Here is a 16,858-nt window from a genome sequence, read left to right on the forward strand (position 1 = left end):
CGGGCGGTGAGGGAGGAAAACTGGTGGCCCCATGACTCTTGACGGGAATCTCACCCTTGACGCGAATCCCGAACGCGCAGCCCAGCTGTGCATCGAGGCGCAGCAGCGGCTGATGGCTTCGGTGGCGGGCCTGACCGACGCCGAGGTCCGCGGGCCCAGCCTGTTGCCGGATTGGACCGTTGGACACGTCCTCACCCATTTGGCACGCAACGCCGACGGCCTTGGCAGACGGATCGACGGCGCCCTCGACGGCCGGGATGTCCCCAAGTACCCGGGCGGCACAGCGCAGCGGGAAGGTGACATCGAGGCCGGGGCGGGCAGGTCCGCACAGGAAATCATCAGCGATCTCGCGAACAGCCAAACAATGCTCGAGACCGTCCTGGCCCGATATGCCGAGGCAGGTTTCCCCAACGGACACTTCCTGGGCGGCGAGCACTACGGGGTGGCGGCCTGTCCGGCGCACCGGCTGCGCGAAGTGGAGATGCACCATGCCGACCTCGGACTGGGATACGGACCGGCTGACTGGCCCGAAGAATACGTGGAATGGGACCTGCCGGTGCTGCTGGCCACGGTTCCGGAGCGGCTTGCCTCGGCCTCGGACCGGCGGATGTTCATGGCCTGGCTTGCGGGCCGCGGGCCCTTGGCTGCCGCCCCGGCTCTCGATCCGTGGTGACGGCGCCCTGGTGATAGTCCTTACCGGCAGACGCTCGCCCGCAGCGCACCGAACGGTTCCCAGAAGTAGTCGAAGCTGTCCTGCGGTCCGCTCATAAACCGCTGGGTGAAAACCACACCCGCGTCGCCGTTGGGATACACCGCGGCGCTGGTGCCGGAACCGCCGGCCCAACCCCACATCCCGGGTTCGGACCACGGGGCGCCCGGCCCGGTCTGCACCGCGGTCATGAACCCCCAGGATTCATCCGGCCCGGACATCTCGATCATGCCGGTCCGCTGCGGGGAGGTGAGCTGGTCATCGGTCATCTGCTGCCGCAGGGACGCGGGCAGCACGGCGTCGTCGGCCAGCTGTGCCAGGAACCGCAAATAGTCGGGCACGGTGGACACCAGGCCACCGGCCAGTGATTCGAATATCGGGGGCGCTGCCATGGCGTCCCGGTAGGAGACCGCTTCCTTCAATTGACCGTCCACTGCCTCGTACACGGTAGGGAACGTGTCCTTTCCGGTAGGAAACCCGGTGCCGGTGAGCCCGAAGGGTCCATTGACCCGCTCCTGCAGCAACTGACCAACTGAGCTGTCGGCGGCCTTGGCCATCACCACCGAGAGGAGGTCCGCGCATGAGTGATACATCCACAGGTCCCCCGGCTGATGCGCCAGCGGCAGAGCAGCGAGGCGGGCCAGATACTCCTCGTGAGTCAGGTCCGGCGGGTTCGGACCCCACAGCAGGTCGCGGGTGGCGGCGGCGTAGGGTGTGGGCGCGAAGTCGATGCCGAATCCTGCGGTGAAGGTCAGCAGGTGACGCAGGGTGATCGGCCCGCGGGCGGGGACCGAGACGGACAGTGGCGCATCGGGTGTGGCGAGCACGCGCAGGTGCCCCAGCACGGGGAACATGCGGGACACGTCCTCATCCAGTTCCAGGGTGCCGTCTGCGAGCAGGCTCAGGGCCAGGGCGCCGCCCAGCAGCTTGCTCAATGAGGAAATGCGGAACGGGGTGTCCTCGCCCATTGGCGCGGACCGCCCAACACCCAGCGAACCGGTCGCGAAGATCTCTGTCTGCCCGTTAAGCCGGATACCCGCCACCAGCCCCGGGCACCAGCCGGATTCAACGGTCTCGGACAGTTTGTCCCACAGCGGTGCACCGATGCCTGGCATGGGTCCACTGTCCGCTGGCCATGCCGGGGAGTCAACGGCCACGGTCCCCGCAGCGGTATCGGCAGCGTATGCTGTGCCGCATGACGGCACCCATGGTTTACGTCCTGTTTCCGGGCACTGCGCGCAAAGCCCTCACCTTTTATGCCGGAGTGTTCGGCGGTGAGCTATCGCTGCATACGAACCGGGACTTCGGCAGCGGCGGCGCGCCGGACGCGGTTGCGCACGGAGTCCTGGATGGCCCTGTCGCCCTGGCCGGAGCAGATACCGACGGGCCGGAACAGAACGTCCGGATGGAGGGGGTCATGCTCTCCCTGCTCGGGACCGGCGAACCGGAACTCCTGCATAGCTGGTTTAGCCGGCTTGCGGCCGACGGCCGGATCGTGGACCCGCTTGGCCCCAAGCCGTGGGGCGCTTCGGACGGTCAGGTCATTGACCGATACGGACTGCACTGGCTGATCGGCTACGAACCGAAGGCACAGGACCAGAAGTGAGCGGCCGCCTCGTCCTTCTCGGTGCCAGCGGATATACCGGCACCCTGGTGTTGGACGCGCTGATCCGGCGCGGCGTGCGTCCCGTCCTCGCCGGACGCAATACCGCCGCACTGTCTTCCCTGGCGCGGGACCACGGCGGGTTGGAGTTCACTGCCGCAGATGCCGGCGATACCGGCAGTATCCGGCGGCTGCTGAATCCCGGCGACGTGCTGATCACCACCGTGGGGCCCTTTGAACGGTTCGGCCTGGGGGTGGCGGAAGCTGCCGTGCAGGCCGGTGCGCGCTACATCGACACCACCGGCGAGGTGGGGTTTGTCCGCACCCTGCAGGAGCGGTTCGGACGGCAGGCAGAGGAAACCGGCGCCGTGCTGTTGCCTGCGTTCGGATATGACTACGTACCGGGCATCCTGGCCGGCGCCCTGGCGGCGCAGCAGGCCGGAGAAGCCGGACGGAGGCTCGACGTCGGATACTTCACCGCGGGCGCGCTGAGTCCAGGGCTCAGCCAGGGTACCCGGACCACCATGCGCGACGGCTTGTTCCTGCCCGCAGTGCGGTTGAGGGACGGGCATCTGGTGGAAGAACGGGCGGCAGCAGATGTCCATGTTTTCCCGGTGAGCGGTTCCCGCCGGGGACACAAAGCGGGCTTCCTGGTTCCCGGAACGGAAGTCCTGTTCCTACCCGATGCCTTCCCCCAGCTGGATAGCGTGTCGGTGTACAACGGCTGGTTCCCTTCCCTCAGCCGGGCAATCAGCCTGGCATCCGCAGCCAGCCATGCGATCGGAAAGTCGGCCCGGGGCCGCCGCCTGCTGGAGAACCTGTCCGCTCCCCTGATCGGGAAACCCGGCGGACCGGACAGCGCCCGGCGCGCAAAAACCCGTACACAGGTGGTGGCCGCCGTGACCGGGAGGGACGGAAGCCTGCTCTCGGCCGTGCAGCTCACCGGGCCCAATGTCTACACGTTGACCGGTGAGCTGATCGCTTGGGGAGCGGAGCAGCTGCGCGACCGGCAGGACCTGGACCCGGGTGTGGCCAGTCCCCTCAGCGCCTTCGGCCTCGAGGATCTGGCCAGCGGCTGCGCCGGCCTGGGTCTGGTGCCGGTGGAGGGCCGCCGGGCATAGGCACCGCCCCTTTGCCTTTCCCCAGCCGTGCTCGTAGAGTCGGTTCCAGTGACACGGGGTGCCGTAAGGCTGAGATGAAACCCGTTGAACCTGATCTAGTTAGAACTAGCGAAGGGATGTCGTGGATGACTATTCGCCTGACACCGTTAACCGTTTCCAACCATCTGTCGCGCCTGCGCGCCGAACCGCCGCTCGTGCAATGCCTGACCAACGCCGTGGTCACCAACTTCACTGCCAACGTGCTGCTGGCACTCGGCGCCGCCCCGGCCATGACGGATATCCCCGGCGAGGCGGGCCCGTTTGCCCGGGTTGCTTCCGCCGTGCTGATCAATCTTGGCACTCCGCATGCCGACCAGCGCACAGCCATGCTCGAAGCCGCCGAAGCAGCCAATGCCGCCGGAACGCCTTGGGTGCTTGACCCGGTGGCCGTGGGCAGCCTTCCGGTCCGCACCGCCCTGGCCTCGGAACTGCTGGCCCTGCGCCCCACCGCCGTCCGCGCCAATGCCTCGGAGATAATGGCCCTCGCCGGGCTCGGCTCGGGCGGTCGCGGTGTTGACGCCACCGATAACCCCGAGGACGCCCTGCCTGCCGCGTCCCTGCTTGCAGCCAAGTACGGCTGCATCGTGGCCGTCTCCGGCGCCACCGATGTCATCACTGACGGCACGGACACCTTGCGGCTGAGCAACGGGACCTCCCTGCTCACTAAGGTCACCGGCGGCGGTTGCGCCCTTGGCGCGGTTACCGCGGCGTTCCTTGCGGTTGCCGGCGACGCCGGGCCCGACGGCGGCGGGCTGGTGGCGGCGGCCGCCGCCACTGCGGCCTATACCGTGGCGGCCGAGCATGCCGCAGCCTCCGCGTCCGGCCCGGGCAGCTTCGCTCCGATCTTCCTCGACGCCCTCTGGCACCTGGATGCGGAGCTCGTAGCCGAACGGCTGGCCGCCGCGTGAACACTGCATCTTTCCCGGACTCCGGCCGCCTCCGCGAAGGTGCGCGGAACACCGGCATCTACCTCGTTACCGACACCCTCTTGTGCGGGGCCCGGGGCGTGACCGAAACCGTGCGGGCCGCCGTGGCCGGCGGCATCCGGACGGTGCAGGTCCGGGAAAAGCAGGCTTCCGCTGCCGACTTTTACCAGCTGGTGTTGGCCGTGGCTTCAGCCATCGGGGACCGCGCCCTGGTACTGGTTGATGACCGGGTGGACATTTACCTGGCTGCCCGGACCGCGGGCGCCGAAGTGCACGGGGTGCACGTTGGCCAAAGCGACCTGCCCGCCGGCGCGGTGCGGCGGCTGGTGGGACCGGACGCCGTTGTCGGGCTGACCGCCAACACGGAGCGGCATCTGGCTGCCGTTGGCGCGCTCCCCGCCGGGACCGTGGACTACCTGGGTGCCGGCGTCATCCGGCCCACCAGCACCAAACCGGACCACCCCGAACCGTTGGGAATAAGCGGTTTCCAATCCTTCGCTGCCTCCTCGCCGCTGCCGTGCGTTGCGATCGGTGGGATCCAGCCCGCCGACGTCGTTGCGCTGCGCGCCGCCGGCGCTTCCGGAATTGCCGTGGTTTCAGCTGTCTGCGCTGCTGTTGATCCCCGCAGGGCGGCAGAGGAACTGGTGGCGGCATGGAACCGGTGAAAGTCCCCCGGGTGCTGAGCATTGCCGGCACCGATCCCACGGGCGGAGCCGGCATTCAGGCCGACCTGAAATCCATTGCGGCCACCGGTGGCTACGGTATGGCCGTAATCACCGCCCTCGTGGCGCAGAACACCGTTGGCGTGCGCTCGGTGCACACGCCTCCGGTGGCGTTCCTCCGCGAGCAGCTCACCGCCGTCAGCGACGACGTCGTTATTGACGCCGTGAAGATCGGCATGCTGGGCACTGTGGAAACTATTGAGGCCGTCTCTGAATGGTTGACTGCCGTCCGTCCGCCCCGTGGTGCTGGATCCGGTCATGATTGCCACAAGCGGTGACCGGCTGCTGAACGCCGATGCCGAGGATGCCATGCGGCGGCTGCTGGGCGGGGTGCATCTGGTGACCCCCAACCTTCCCGAACTCGCGGTACTGGTGGGGGACGCCTGCGCCGGCAGCTGGGACGAGGCGCTGGGCCAGGGCGTCCGCCTGGCGCGGGCCCACGGGGTGGCGGTGCTGGTGAAGGGCGGTCACCTTGCCGGCCCGGCGGCCCCGGATGCGCTGGTCAGCATCGGCGGTGACGGCGCGGTACGCACCGCCGAGGTGAGCTCGGCCCGGGTGGACACCGTGAACACGCACGGCACCGGCTGCTCGCTGTCCTCCGCACTCGCCACGCTGTATGCGCGGTCCGGGAATTGGGAAGTGGCGCTGCAGGCGGCCAAGACCTGGCTGCAGGAGGCCTTGGAAACCGCTGATGAGCTGGACGTCGGGACCGGCCATGGACCCGTCAATCACTTCCACGGGGTGTGGGCCCGCGGCCTGGCGGACATGCCGGGCGACGGCAGCCACTCCGTAGCCTAAGGCTGTCTGAGCGACGAGAAAACCAGCAGGTCCCGGCGCTGCCCGGCGATCACCATGTAGCTGCGCAGCAGGCCTTCACGCTCAAAACCGGCGGATTCGGCGGTGCGGATGGAAGCGGCGTTCCACGGCTCGATGTACAGCTCCATGCGCTGCACTTCGGGAATGGACCAGGCGAACTCCGCCACCGCGCGCAGGGCGTTTCCGGCGTAGCCGCGGCGGCGGGCAGCGGGGATGATTCCGTAGCCCGCCTGCGTGCGGCCGTGCGGCAGTTCCCAGCCCCACAGGCCGACCTGTCCCACTACCGTGTCCGTCTCCGCGTCGGTGATGGCGAAGGAGAAACCCGATCCTTTGTCGTGGAGCTGCCGCTGCCGCTCCAGCCACTCCAGCGCCTGCTCGTGGTCCGCGTTGGCGGGCAGGCTGCCGACGGTGGGAAAGTACTCGTCCCGGGCCATCTCCATCACCATTGGGGCGTCCTCATCGCGGAAAGCCCGCAGGCGCACATTGCCGTACTGCGGGTCGGTCGAGGGCCAGGGCGGGATGCCGGTGCTGGATTCCATGGGCATAGCTTGCCACGCCCGGCGCCGGCATTCCCGGTATTGGTGCGTTTACTTGCGGCCGAACAGCTTTCCGAGCCAGCTCGATCCGCCCGCCTGGGCGCCCACGGACGTCGCGGCATTGGTGCTGCACGTGCAGCGGTCCGCCTTGGGCACATTGTTCATGACCTGGTCCACGTGGTTGCCGCATCCGGCCCAGGTGGTCTTGCCGCACTTGCGGCAGCTGACTGCTCGGCACATTTTGAACTCCTTTTTCGACTTGCTAAAGCACTTGTTCCATCATCCTGGCAGGTACCCCCGGGGGTATGCAAAACGGCGTCGTTCGGTTTGCTGGCATACCCCCATGGGTATTACGGTTGAAGCAGATCGGATACCCCTGGGGGTGTCTAACCGCAACACAAAGGAGGCAACATGCTGCTCGAACGCATCTACGACGAGGATCTGGCCCAGGCCAGCTACTTCATCGGGTGCCAGCGCAAGGGCGAGGCAGTGGTGGTGGACGCCCGCCGGGACATCAGCCCCTATCTGGAACTAGCCGCCGCCAACGGCATGCGCATTGTTGCAGTGACGGAAACCCACATTCACGCCGATTACCTCTCCGGCACCCGCGAACTGGCCGCCGCCACCGGTGCCGAGATGTATGTTTCCGGCGAAGGCGGCACCCACTGGCAGTACCGCTTCGAGGCCCACCGCCTGCACGACGGCGACACCGTGGCCCTGGGCAACATCACCCTCAAGGCCGTCCACACCCCCGGCCACACCCCGGAGCACCTTTCCTTCCTGGTCACCGACGGCGCCTTCAGCAAGGACCCCGGTTACCTGCTTTCCGGCGACTTCGTGTTCTCCGGCGACCTCGGCCGGCCGGACCTGCTGGATGAGGCCGCCGGCGGAGTGGACACCCGCTTCGAGGGCGCTCGGCAGATCTGCCGCAGCCTGCAGCAGAAGTTCCTCACCCTCCCGGACCACATCGCCGTTTACCCGGGGCACGGCTCCGGCAGCGCCTGCGGCAAGGCCCTGGGCGCCCTGCCCTCCACGACCGTGGGCTACGAGCGGCTCTGCTCCTGGTGGGGGCCGTACCTGGCAGCCAATGATGAGCAGGGCTTCGTGGATGACCTGCTCAACGGCCAGCCGGATGCCCACGCCTACTTCGGCCGGATGAAGCGTGAAAACCGGCAGGGCCCTGCCGTCATGGGCGAACGTCCCGAGCTGGAAGAACTCACGGCCGACGACGTCGCGCGCGGCCTCGAGGAGACCGGGATCACCTTTGTGGACACCCGCCCCCACACCGCCGTGCATGCGGGAACCGTGGCCGGTTCCGTCAACATCCCTGCAGGCAACAAGACCGCCAGCTTCGGCGCTTGGGCCGTGGACCCGGAAACGGACAGCCGCCCGCTGGTCCTCCTCGCCGCTGACGCCGCAGCCGCCCGCGAAATGTGGGACCACCTGGTCCGTGTGGGCATCGACAAGGTAGCCGGCTACACCACCAGCCTCGAAGGCCTGCCCTCCTACAACCCGCAGCGCATCCTTCCGGAAGACCTGGCCGGCTTCGATGCCGCACTGGTACTGGATGTGCGCAACAAAACCGAACACATTGACGGCCACATCCCCGGCTCCAGCCAGCTCAGCGCCGGGCGGGTCCTGTGGAACCAGGACCAGCTGCCGGCCGGGGGCAGCATCGTGACGTACTGCCAGAGCGGTGTACGCAACTCGGTGGCCGCCAGCACGCTGCGCCGCGCAGGGTTCGACGTCGTCGAGCTCGAGGGCAGTTACGCCGGCTGGAAGCAGTGGAAGGACGCCCAGGAGGCCTAACCGCCGCCTGCAGGCAACACACGCAAAAAGGGGGGGTGCCCCGCATCGCGGAGCATCCCCTTCACACCGGATTAGGCCAGGGACAGGAAGAGCTTTTCCAGGTCCTTCTTGTCCATGGATCCGTCCTCATTGGTCAGGCACTGTTCCAGGCCGGACGCGATGATCGCGAACCCTGCCTTGTCCAGGGCCTTCGAGACGGCAGCGAGCTGCGTGACGATGTCCTTGCAGTCCCGGCCCTCCTCCAGCATCCGGGTCACTGCAGCCAGCTGGCCCTGTGCCCGCTTGAGCCTGTTGACAACGGGTGCGAGTTCGGTGGTGTCGAGCTGCATAACCTTCTCCTTCACGTGGAATTCTTCCCCAACTATACCCCCCGGGGTTTTAGCAGGACTGGGCCCGGCCCCTCCTGGAAAGCTTCCGGAACCTCCTCCAACCACCCGAAAAGAGACCGCCATGGCCTCCGCGCCCACCCCCGCCGTTGCTGAACTTGACGCCGCCACCCTCCGCGAATGGATCAGCGCGCATGAGGACCTGGTCATCCTGGATGTCCGGTCCGCCGCAGAATTTGAATCCCTGCACATCCGCGGGGCCTACAACGTCCCGCTTCCTCTGCTGTCCGAACACACCACGGAGCTGGCCGAACGCCTGGGCAGCCGGGTTGTACTGGTCTGCCAGTCCGGCGTCCGCGCCGAACAGGCCCGTAAGCACCTGGACGCTGCAGGCATCGACACCGCCAGGGTCCTGAAGGACGGCGTGCCCGGTTTCGCAGCGGCCGGCGGCGTCGTCGTCCGGGGCGCCCGGCGCTGGTCGCTGGAACGCCAGGTCCGCATGGCTGGGCCAGGCCCTGTCCAAGATGCCCTGGAACAAGAGCGCCGCCGATCCCAGGGCCTCCTCGGCCATCGCCCAGCTGCCCGCCGTCCGCTAAGCGGTGTTTCCGCTCTTGTTCCTCCCTCTTTCTCTTGTTCCTCCCTCTTTAAGGACCGTTCCATGACAGTCGCCTTCGCGGCAACCCTGCTGCTCTCCGTGCTGATCGGGCTTTCGCTCGGCCTGCTCGGCGGTGGCGGGTCCATCCTCACCGTGCCGATACTCACCTACGTCGCCGGGCTGAATCCCCGCGAGGCAATTGCCTCCTCGCTGTTCGTTGTCGGCGCGACTTCCGCGGTGAGTGTCCTCGGGCATGCCCGCAAGGGCAGGGTGATGTGGCGCACCGGGCTGCTGTTCGGCGCGGCCGGCATGGTCGGCGCCTTCGGCGGCGGCCAGGTGGGAGGCCGCCTGCCGGAGACCGTCCTGATGGTGGCGTTCGCCGCCATGATGCTGGCTGCCTCCGTGGCCATGATCCGCGGCCGCAGGGGTGCCCCGGCCGACAGTCGGACGGGCGAGCAACCGGCGCCGAAGGTACTGCTGATGGGGCTGGTCATCGGATTGGTGGCAGGACTGGTGGGTGCAGGCGGCGGTTTCCTGATTGTGCCCGCGCTGGCGCTGCTGGGCGGGCTGACCATGCCAGCCGCCGTCGCAACGTCGCTGGTGGTGATTTCCTTGCAGTCGCTGGCCGGACTGGGCGGCTACCTCACCACCGTGAACCTTAACTGGCCGCTGGTAGGCGCAGTTACCGTATTGGCCGTCCTCGGCTCCCTCATCGGCGCCCGGCTGGCCGGAAAGATTCCGGAAGCCGCACTTCGGCGCGGCTTCGGCATCTTTGTGCTGGTCATGGGGATGTTCGTCCTGGCCCAGGAGCTGCTGGGCCTGCGCTAGGCGCGTCCCAAGCCGGCACGGGGGCCGTCCCGGGAATCGAAAAGGCAAAATTTACCGTTTTGAAGCCGAATATCGGTAAGTTTTGCCTTTTCGCCGTGCTGACCGCCTTGCAGCCACACTCCGTGGGAACCTCGGCGAGCCCTTTTAGACCGACCGGGTCTCGCCGGCCCGGTCGGTGAAAGCGGCCGTCAGGTTCCCCGCGAGCGCCTCCTCCACCCGGCGGCCCATGTCACGGATCTCCTCGTCGTCGGCAGCCACCATCTGGTTGCGCGCGGTCTCAAGTACCAGCGAGTTCTGCCGGCGGAGCTCCGCCCGCTGCGATTCGTTCACGGCGGTGGCCGCACAGTCGCGCAGCAGCCGCAGCACGGCGGTGAGCACAATAGGTTCGGAATGGGCAAAGCGGCGCACCGGGCCGCAGACCAGGTCCAGGAAATAGCGGTAGTCCCGGCCGTCGGTGACCAGGCGCTGCACCCCGTGGGCGTCTTGGTGTGCTTCGGGTCCCAGCCGGCGACGCTGCAGGTCCACCAGCAGGTCCGCGCAGTACCCGGTGGCATGGGCTGCAGTGATGGGGTCATTGATGCTCGGAGAGATGGCCTTCACCGCAATGTCGGTCAGCTGCCTCAGCCCCAGCGCCGCATCCTGTTCGGGAGTGCGTTCGTACCCGATTTCCAGGGACTCGGCCAAGGCGTTCCGGACCGCTGCAAGCGGCACGGTGCCGCCGTCGTCGACCCACACCCGGGCCACCGGGGAGCCGAGCGTCACGTGGTCGCCGGGCTGGACCATAATCCGCATTTTCAGCCCGTGCTTTTCCAGGGCGGCCATCAGCGGCTTCCAGTCCACCGTCTGCACAATCCCGCTGCGGCCCACGGGAACCAGGGTGCCGCCGTCGGGCACCGGGAATTCCTGCACCTCGCCCGTTTCGGAGAGCGGATACGTGTCGCGGAGCACGGCCAGGCAGCTCTGGTGCGCGCTGCGCATCATGGTGTCCACCCGCAGGGACCGGGCAATGTGCCCGATAAAGAGCAGCAGCACAATCCCGGAGGCGATGCCCAGCACGTAGACCAGGCCCACCACCAGCACGGGCACCGGCCGGTCCGCGTCCATCCCGTGCAAGCCGGTGATGCTGACGAGGAACGTTCCCAGCAGCACGCCCAGGACCGCCTGGGTGCGTACGTCGCGGGCAAATTCGCGCAGCAGCCGGGGCGAGAACTGCTGTGAAGCCAGCTGTAGCGCCACCACGGTCAGGGAAAAGGTCACGGTCGCGGCGGTCATCACGCTGGTGGCCACGGTCTGCAGCAGGCTGGACGCGGCGTCGACGCCGGTGGGCCAGATCCAGCGGGCCCAGGCCACGTCGTCGCCCGGCCGGACCGGCATCAGCAGCAGGGTGACCAGCAGCGCCGCCAGGGAAGCACAGCTCGGCCAGAACCACATGGACGCGCGCAGTCCGTCCCGGGTGATCCGGAACCGCGGCTCGGGAACACGCGGACCGGGTGCGGCGGTGGTGGAACCGTGGGCTGGCTGAGCCATCGGAGCCTCTCTAAAGGTGGGACTTTCGCGTACCTTCAGTCTGCCCGGAAGCCGGCGCCGCTTCCACTCAGGGTTGGGGCAGGGAAACCGTAAACGTCGTCCCCCGTCCGGGCGCGCTGGTGAAGGTCAGGGTACCGCCGTGCGCTTCCACAATGTTCTTGGTGATCACCAGGCCCAGCCCGACGCCGGGAACCGCCGAGGCCACCGCCCCGCGGCTGCGGAAGAACTTCGTGAAGACCTGTTCCTGCTCGGCCTGGCTCATGCCGATCCCGGTGTCTGCCACTTCCAGCAGCACATTCCCCGCGTCCTGCCACAGCCGCACGCTGACAATGCCGCCGCCCGGCGAATATTTCACCGCATTCGACAGCAGGTTATCCACCACCTGGGCCAGCCGGTGCGGGTCCACATCAGCAGTGAGGGACTCGGGCAGGTCCGGCTGCAGCTCCACCAGGTTGGACCGGGCTTTGGGCGCAACCGACACAATGCCGGCCCGCACCACCTCCGCGAGGTTCACCGGCCGGCGCTCCATCTTGGTATTGCCGGACGCCACGGACAGCAGGTCCGAAACGAGGCCGAGCAGGCGTTCTGCATTGCGGAGTGCAACCTTTAATGCCGCACCGACGTGCTCCGGCAGCCCTTCTTCGTCCAGGGCGAGATCCAGGTAGCCCAGGATCGAGGTCAGCGGGGTGCGCAGTTCATGCGAGACGCTGGCGACGAATTCGTCCTGCGCGGTGACGGCGTGCACCAATCGGGTGACGTCGGTGAAGGCGATCACGGTGCCGGTGAGCTCTTCGTCCGTCCGGATGGGGCGGGCGGAAATGTTCAGGGCCAGCTGGTTGCCGCTGCCGGGACCAAACCAGACGACTTCGTCGGAGAAGGACTCGCCCGCGACGGCACGGCGTACGGGCCGTTCGAGGGCTGGGACGGGGGTCACCCGGTCCGGACCGAAGAGGATCCTGCCTCGATCGAAGACCTCCGTGTCCCCCATGATCTGGCCCCAGGTGGACATGAGGTGCGTGTTGGCCAGCACTTTTTCGCCGTGTGCGTCCAGGACGAGCAGGCCGACGTCGGCGGCGTTCAGGATCGTTTCCAGCAGCGCCTGGCTCTTCCGGCTCGCGGCCAGGTTTTCCTGCAGGATGGCGTCTTTTTCCTCCAGGGCTTTCTGGTTCTTTCGCACTTCTGCCTCTGCCGCGGCGCGGGCCTTGTCGGCCGCTTCGGCTTTCCGCAGGGCCTCCACCAGATCCCGCTCGTAGCGTGTGCGCTCCGAGGCATGGAATACGGAAATCCGGTCCGGGCCGGCGTCGCCGTCATCGCCGGCTCCGGGGGTACGGACACCGGAGAGCAGCACCGGAATCCGGCTGCCGTCCTCAGCCATCAGCTCCACGGCCATCTCGTTGAAGCAGCCGGCCACCGCCAGCTGCGGCACTGCGTGGGAGGCAAACAGCACCCGGTCCCCCACCGGCAGCAGGTCAAGGATGCTGCCGCCCAGGAGGTGTTCATGCGTATGCCCGGTCCAGGACAGCAGCTTGCGGTTGACGTCCAGGATCGTGCCGTCCGTTTCGAGGACGAGATATCCGGAAGCCGCTTCGTGGAAATGGGCCTCGTAGTCGTTAGGCATGTCGTTCCGTCTTCAGGAAGTCGTGGACGGCCTGCGCCGTCAGGCGGGGTGCGCTGAGATGGGGCAGGTTTCCCCGGACCGCCAGCATCGTGCGGGTGCCGGCGGGAAGATGTTCGAACAGATAGTTGGAGGCCGACGCAGGGCTGAGCGGATCATCCCGGGTTTGCAGGACCAGTGCCGGGACCTGCACCCGGGGCAGCAGGTGCCGTACGTCCGCGGCCAGGGACATCTGCAGGAAGTCGCGGACATAGTCCGGGTGCAACCGGCACAGCCGGTCGGCAAAGTATGAACTGAGGCCGGAGCCGGGTTCCTTGCCCACCACTCCCGGCGCGACGGCCGCCACCCACAGCGGGTAGTTCGCGTCCACGGAGCGCAGCAGCTCCTCAGCTTCTGCGGGCTCGAAACCGCCCACATAACCGTCGTCGTTCAGATAGCGGGCCGTACCGCCCAGCAGGACCAACCGTCCGATCCGCGGGGTCCGGGTGGCTGCGGACAATCCCATCATGCCCGCGATGCTGTGGCCCACAATGGTCGCGTCCTGCAGGTCCAGGACCTCCAGGACCTCCATCAGGTCTGCCAGGTACGCCTCCAGGGATGCGTACCGGAGCGGGTCGTAGGCCTCCGGATCCGCGCCGCCCGTGCCGACGTGGTCCAGCAGCACCACCCGGTGGGTATCGGTGAATTCCGGCAGGATCGGGTCCCAGACCACCTGGTCGCAGCCGAAGCCTTGTACCAGCACGAGCACCGGGCCGTCGGGGCGTCCAAGCACCCGGACGTTGTTTCTCCGGATGACTGCATCAGCGTTCATGCTGCCGCCGAAAGGTTTGGCGGGAAAAGGGCAGCGAAGCGCAGGGGCTCGCGGCGGCGGAGAGCCTGCGGACAGCGGTACGCATTGAAGTAGAGACCTTACGTTGAGACTGTGCCTGCTGCCGATGAGAGGCCGGCAGTGGAGACGCACTTGGTAAGTACGCTTATCCCCGCTGAAATTCTTGCAGACTGCCGCACGGCAACGAAATCGGCAGTTTTGGCCGGGACAGGGTTTTGCGCGGAGGGCTCCGTTTCTCAGACGGAGCCCACCGCGCGCGGGGCACAGAACGGCACCGCCACTCCGCGGGGTCTCTACCTCCCACGGGGCACCGATACTTGCACGGAACTCTCAAGAAAGGCGCAGGTTTAACGCAAGGACAGCCAAATCAGCGGTTTGGTAGGAAGCGGCACCGCCGGGGCCAGTGCTGCGGCCCTCGCCACCGATCCCTGGAAACTTGCCTACGAATGGGTATTAGTTCCCTCACACTGGCGCCGGATATGTACAGCGCACACCGGGCGGCGGCGTATCGTTGACTTAAATCAACCTTTGACATCCGTCAACCACTTTTGGAGTGTGCATGTCCGTCTCCCCTGCCCTGCAGGATGCCCGCGCCGAGGCTGAAGCCGCGGCAAAACGCAAACACCGCGAAGTCCTCCAGGCCCTGACCGGCCTGCTGCTGGGCATGTTCGTCTCGATGCTGGCAAGCACCGTGGTGAGCACCTCGCTTCCGGTGATCATTTCCGACCTCGAAGGCGACCAGGCCGCCTTCACCTGGGTGGTCACCGCCACCCTGCTGGCCACCGCCGTGTCCACTCCGGTCTGGGGCAAACTGGCCGACCTGCTTAACCGCAAGGTTCTGGTCCAGCTGGCACTGATCATCTTCATTGTCGCCAGTGCCGCGGCAGGCTTTGCGCAGAACACGGACTGGCTGATCGCCATGCGCGTGATCCAGGGCATCGGCGCCGGCGGTCTGGGCGCGCTGACCCAGATCATCATGGCGGACATCATTTCCCCGCGTGAGCGCGGCCGCTACATGGGCCTGTTCGGCGCGGTGATGGCTTTGTCCACCGTGGGCGGCCCGCTGATCGGCGGCGTCATCACCGACTCCGTCAACTGGCGCTGGAACTTCTACGTCGCGGTGCCGCTGGCCGCCGTCGCGCTCTTTATGATTCAGAAGACCCTGCACCTGCCCGCCCTGAAGAAGCGCAAGGTCACCATTGACTACGCCGGCATCATCCTGCTGGCCGCTTCGGTCTCGGTACTGCTGATCTGGGTCTCCCTGGTGGGCACCGACTTCGACTGGATCAGTGCTGCCACCGCATGGATGGTGGGCGGTTCCCTGGTGGGCCTGGCCGCCTTTGTGTTCGTGGAGCTGAAGTCCTCCGAGCCGGTCATCCCCCTGACCCTGTTCCGTAACCGCACCTTCACCTTCTCGGTGATCGGCTCCCTCGCCGTCGGCGTGGCAATGTTCGGCACCTCTGTGTTCCTGTCCCAGTACATGCAGCTGGCCCGCGGTGCTTCGGCAACCATGTCCGGCATCATGACCATTCCGATGATGGGCGGCCTGCTGATCGTCTCTACCCTCGTAGGCAAGATGATCACCAAGACCGGCAAGTGGAAGGCCTACGTGGTCTCCGGTGCGGTCATCCTCACGGTAGCCCTGGTGCTGATGGGCACCATCGAATACGACACCAACTTCTGGCTGGTTTCCCTCTACATGTTCCTGCTGGGTGCCGGCGTGGGCATGGTCATGCAGAACCTGGTGCTGGTAGTGCAGAACGATGTCCCCACCCGTGACCTGGGTGTGGCCAGCTCCGGCATCAACTTCTTCCGCACCATCGGCGGCACCATCGGCGTTTCGGCGCTGGGCGCCGTGCTTGCCACCCAGGTCACCGACCGGATGGCGGAAAAGCAGGGCGAATTGATGGGCGCCATCATGTCGCTGGGCGAACAGGGCAAGGAAGTTGCCGCTTCCCTGACTTCCGGGGCCATCCCAGCTGTGAGCGCCCTGCCGGAGCCGGTGCGGGTAATCGTGGAATCCGTCTACGGTTCCTCCGTTGCGCATATCTTCATGATCGCCGCTCCGCTGGGCCTCCTCACGCTGCTGGCCGTGCTGTTCCTGCCAAACCTGGAACTGGGCAGCATGACCCGGCACGAGAAGATGCAGGCGGAATCGAAGGGTGCCACCACCGCCGTCGACGGCGAAGCAGCCCTCGAAACCGCTGAGCACACCGCGGGAGACACCACAGATCGGATCACCGCGGATGCGCAGGCCGCTGCCGGCCAGAATCCGGATGTTCCTGCCGGAAAGCGCGAGAACTAGCGTGACGACGCCGGCGGCCGAGGAAGCCGCTGAGGCGACCATGGAGTCCTCGATCGCGGCAGTCGAGCGGCAGTTTGCACACATGCTGACCGCAACGCGGCGGACCTTCAAGGACGCAGCCCTGGCCGTCCACCCCTCGCTGCAGCCGCTCGGGTTCACGGTCATGATGACCCTGTACCAGGGCACGGAATGCCAGCAGGGGGCGGTGGCGGAAGCCCTGCAGGTGGACAAGGCGCTGTTGAGCAGGACCGTCTCACAGCTGGAGGCCCTGGGCCTGGTGTGCCGGCGCGCGGATCCTTCTGACGGGCGGGCCCAGCTCCTGGACCTGACCCCCGAGGGACGGGCCCGGTTCGAGTCCTCGCATTCGGCTAAGCGATCCCGCCTGCGGGGCCGTTTGGAAACGTGGAATCCGGCCGAGGTGCAGCAGCTCGCGGACCTGCTGACCAAGCTCAATGAGCGTCCCTGAGGTTTAGGGAACACAGTGCAGCAGTGGGCGGGCACCAAAGGGGTTGCGGGCCCAGCGGGTGCCCCACCGCGGGCGCCGCCGGCGCG

15 protein-coding genes, 3 pseudogenes and 1 riboswitch are annotated in these 16,858 nt (G+C 67.1%); of the genes and pseudogenes, 11 read left to right on the forward strand and 7 right to left on the reverse strand.

Annotation, left to right across the window (positions count from 1 at the left end; translation table 11 throughout):
- Positions 1-31 precede the first annotated feature (31 nt).
- On the forward strand, positions 32-673 hold the full coding sequence (locus LOC57_RS04170) for a maleylpyruvate isomerase N-terminal domain-containing protein (protein WP_229958308.1): 642 nt from the start codon (positions 32-34) through the stop codon (positions 671-673).
- Between the two features lie 20 nt (positions 674-693).
- On the opposite strand, the gene LOC57_RS04175 is transcribed toward LOC57_RS04170, so the two are convergent.
- Complete coding sequence (locus LOC57_RS04175) at positions 694-1,824, reverse strand: serine hydrolase domain-containing protein (protein WP_227912029.1); 1,131 nt, start codon at positions 1,822-1,824, stop codon at positions 694-696.
- A gap of 80 nt (positions 1,825-1,904) precedes the next feature.
- On the opposite strand from LOC57_RS04175, the gene LOC57_RS04180 reads away from it, so the two are divergent.
- The 5 genes and pseudogenes from LOC57_RS04180 to thiD all read left to right on the forward strand — a co-directional run.
- Positions 1,905-2,315 carry a VOC family protein gene (locus LOC57_RS04180; protein WP_227912034.1) on the forward strand — a complete coding sequence of 137 codons (411 nt, stop codon included), beginning with the start codon at positions 1,905-1,907 and terminating at the stop codon, positions 2,313-2,315.
- Complete coding sequence (locus LOC57_RS04185) at positions 2,312-3,433, forward strand: saccharopine dehydrogenase family protein (RefSeq protein WP_229958311.1); 1,122 nt, start codon at positions 2,312-2,314, stop codon at positions 3,431-3,433. Before LOC57_RS04180 ends, LOC57_RS04185 begins: the two co-directional genes overlap by 4 nt.
- A 44-nt stretch (positions 3,434-3,477) precedes the next feature.
- A riboswitch (TPP riboswitch) is annotated at positions 3,478-3,567 on the forward strand.
- The gene (gene thiM / locus LOC57_RS04190; RefSeq protein WP_442860148.1) at positions 3,559-4,380 is read left to right on the forward strand and encodes a hydroxyethylthiazole kinase; all 822 of its coding nucleotides are present in this window, start codon (positions 3,559-3,561) and stop codon (positions 4,378-4,380) included. It overlaps the preceding riboswitch by 9 nt.
- Complete coding sequence (gene thiE, locus LOC57_RS04195; protein ID WP_227912037.1) at positions 4,377-5,063, forward strand: thiamine phosphate synthase; 687 nt, start codon at positions 4,377-4,379, stop codon at positions 5,061-5,063. Before thiM ends, thiE begins: the two co-directional genes overlap by 4 nt.
- Positions 5,051-5,858 (forward strand): annotated as a pseudogene (gene thiD, locus LOC57_RS04200) (bifunctional hydroxymethylpyrimidine kinase/phosphomethylpyrimidine kinase); the annotation flags it as partial. The gene thiE and the pseudogene thiD, both read left to right, overlap by 13 nt.
- A 56-nt stretch (positions 5,859-5,914) precedes the next feature.
- Here the strand turns inward: thiD and LOC57_RS04205 are convergent.
- A complete protein-coding gene (locus LOC57_RS04205; RefSeq protein WP_227912041.1) occupies positions 5,915-6,475 on the reverse strand; it encodes a GNAT family N-acetyltransferase in 561 nt (186 codons plus the stop codon).
- A 48-nt stretch (positions 6,476-6,523) separates the two neighbouring features.
- Positions 6,524-6,712: a hypothetical protein gene (locus LOC57_RS04210; protein WP_227925765.1), complete on the reverse strand. Its 189-nt coding sequence runs from the start codon at positions 6,710-6,712 to the stop codon at positions 6,524-6,526.
- Between the two features lie 171 nt (positions 6,713-6,883).
- Between LOC57_RS04210 and LOC57_RS04215 the strand changes: the two genes are divergently transcribed.
- Entirely contained in the window at positions 6,884-8,281 is a 1,398-nt protein-coding gene (locus LOC57_RS04215; RefSeq protein WP_229958314.1) for an MBL fold metallo-hydrolase, read from the forward strand.
- A 71-nt stretch (positions 8,282-8,352) separates the two neighbouring features.
- On the opposite strand, the gene LOC57_RS04220 is transcribed toward LOC57_RS04215, so the two are convergent.
- Positions 8,353-8,610 (reverse strand): metal-sensitive transcriptional regulator, encoded by a 258-nt coding sequence (locus LOC57_RS04220; protein WP_227912411.1) that lies wholly within the window; start codon positions 8,608-8,610, stop codon positions 8,353-8,355.
- 121 nt (positions 8,611-8,731) lie between these two features.
- On the opposite strand from LOC57_RS04220, the pseudogene LOC57_RS04225 reads away from it, so the two are divergent.
- Positions 8,732-9,203: pseudogene (locus LOC57_RS04225) on the forward strand (rhodanese-like domain-containing protein).
- 62 nt (positions 9,204-9,265) lie between these two features.
- Positions 9,266-10,015: pseudogene (locus tag LOC57_RS04230) on the forward strand (sulfite exporter TauE/SafE family protein); the annotation flags it as partial.
- Between the two features lie 159 nt (positions 10,016-10,174).
- Here the strand turns inward: LOC57_RS04230 and LOC57_RS04235 are convergent.
- From LOC57_RS04235 to LOC57_RS04245, 3 genes are all read right to left on the reverse strand, one after another.
- Positions 10,175-11,557, reverse strand: coding sequence for a DUF2254 domain-containing protein (locus LOC57_RS04235; RefSeq protein WP_229958316.1), 1,383 nt, complete (start codon positions 11,555-11,557; stop codon positions 10,175-10,177).
- A 67-nt stretch (positions 11,558-11,624) separates the two neighbouring features.
- Positions 11,625-13,175 carry an ATP-binding protein gene (locus LOC57_RS04240; protein ID WP_229958317.1) on the reverse strand — a complete coding sequence of 517 codons (1,551 nt, stop codon included), beginning with the start codon at positions 13,173-13,175 and terminating at the stop codon, positions 11,625-11,627.
- A complete protein-coding gene (locus LOC57_RS04245) occupies positions 13,168-13,983 on the reverse strand; it encodes an alpha/beta fold hydrolase (RefSeq protein WP_229958318.1) in 816 nt (271 codons plus the stop codon). The genes LOC57_RS04240 and LOC57_RS04245 overlap by 8 nt, the downstream gene beginning before the upstream one ends.
- Positions 13,984-14,560: 577 nt before the next feature.
- On the opposite strand from LOC57_RS04245, the gene LOC57_RS04250 reads away from it, so the two are divergent.
- Positions 14,561-16,306, forward strand: coding sequence for an MDR family MFS transporter (locus tag LOC57_RS04250; RefSeq protein WP_269440250.1), 1,746 nt, complete (start codon positions 14,561-14,563; stop codon positions 16,304-16,306).
- 1 nt (position 16,307) lies between these two features.
- A complete protein-coding gene (locus tag LOC57_RS04255) occupies positions 16,308-16,772 on the forward strand; it encodes a MarR family winged helix-turn-helix transcriptional regulator (protein ID WP_227912062.1) in 465 nt (154 codons plus the stop codon).
- Positions 16,773-16,858: the final 86 nt, after the last annotated feature.

The sequence above is a fragment of the Arthrobacter sp. zg-Y750 genome (assembly GCF_020907365.1).
GTDB lineage: Bacteria > Actinomycetota > Actinomycetes > Actinomycetales > Micrococcaceae > Arthrobacter_B.

Bases quoted from the DNA above. Each gene is read 5' to 3' on its own strand.
- LOC57_RS04235 (WP_229958316.1), bottom strand. From the start codon at position 11,557: ATGGCTCAGCCAGCCCACGGTTCCACCACCGCCGCACCCGGTCCGCGT.
- LOC57_RS04180 (WP_227912034.1), top strand. From the start codon at position 1,905: ATGACGGCACCCATGGTTTACGTCCTGTTTCCGGGCACTGCGCGCAAA.
- LOC57_RS04215 (WP_229958314.1), top strand. From the start codon at position 6,884: ATGCTGCTCGAACGCATCTACGACGAGGATCTGGCCCAGGCCAGCTAC.
- thiM (WP_442860148.1), top strand. From the start codon at position 3,559: ATGACTATTCGCCTGACACCGTTAACCGTTTCCAACCATCTGTCGCGC.
- LOC57_RS04205 (WP_227912041.1), bottom strand. From the start codon at position 6,475: ATGGAATCCAGCACCGGCATCCCGCCCTGGCCCTCGACCGACCCGCAG.
- LOC57_RS04240 (WP_229958317.1), bottom strand. From the start codon at position 13,175: ATGCCTAACGACTACGAGGCCCATTTCCACGAAGCGGCTTCCGGATAT.
- LOC57_RS04170 (WP_229958308.1), top strand. From the start codon at position 32: ATGACTCTTGACGGGAATCTCACCCTTGACGCGAATCCCGAACGCGCA.
- LOC57_RS04210 (WP_227925765.1), bottom strand. From the start codon at position 6,712: ATGTGCCGAGCAGTCAGCTGCCGCAAGTGCGGCAAGACCACCTGGGCC.
- LOC57_RS04250 (WP_269440250.1), top strand. From the start codon at position 14,561: ATGTCCGTCTCCCCTGCCCTGCAGGATGCCCGCGCCGAGGCTGAAGCC.
- LOC57_RS04175 (WP_227912029.1), bottom strand. From the start codon at position 1,824: ATGCCAGGCATCGGTGCACCGCTGTGGGACAAACTGTCCGAGACCGTT.
- LOC57_RS04220 (WP_227912411.1), bottom strand. From the start codon at position 8,610: ATGCAGCTCGACACCACCGAACTCGCACCCGTTGTCAACAGGCTCAAG.
- LOC57_RS04245 (WP_229958318.1), bottom strand. From the start codon at position 13,983: ATGAACGCTGATGCAGTCATCCGGAGAAACAACGTCCGGGTGCTTGGA.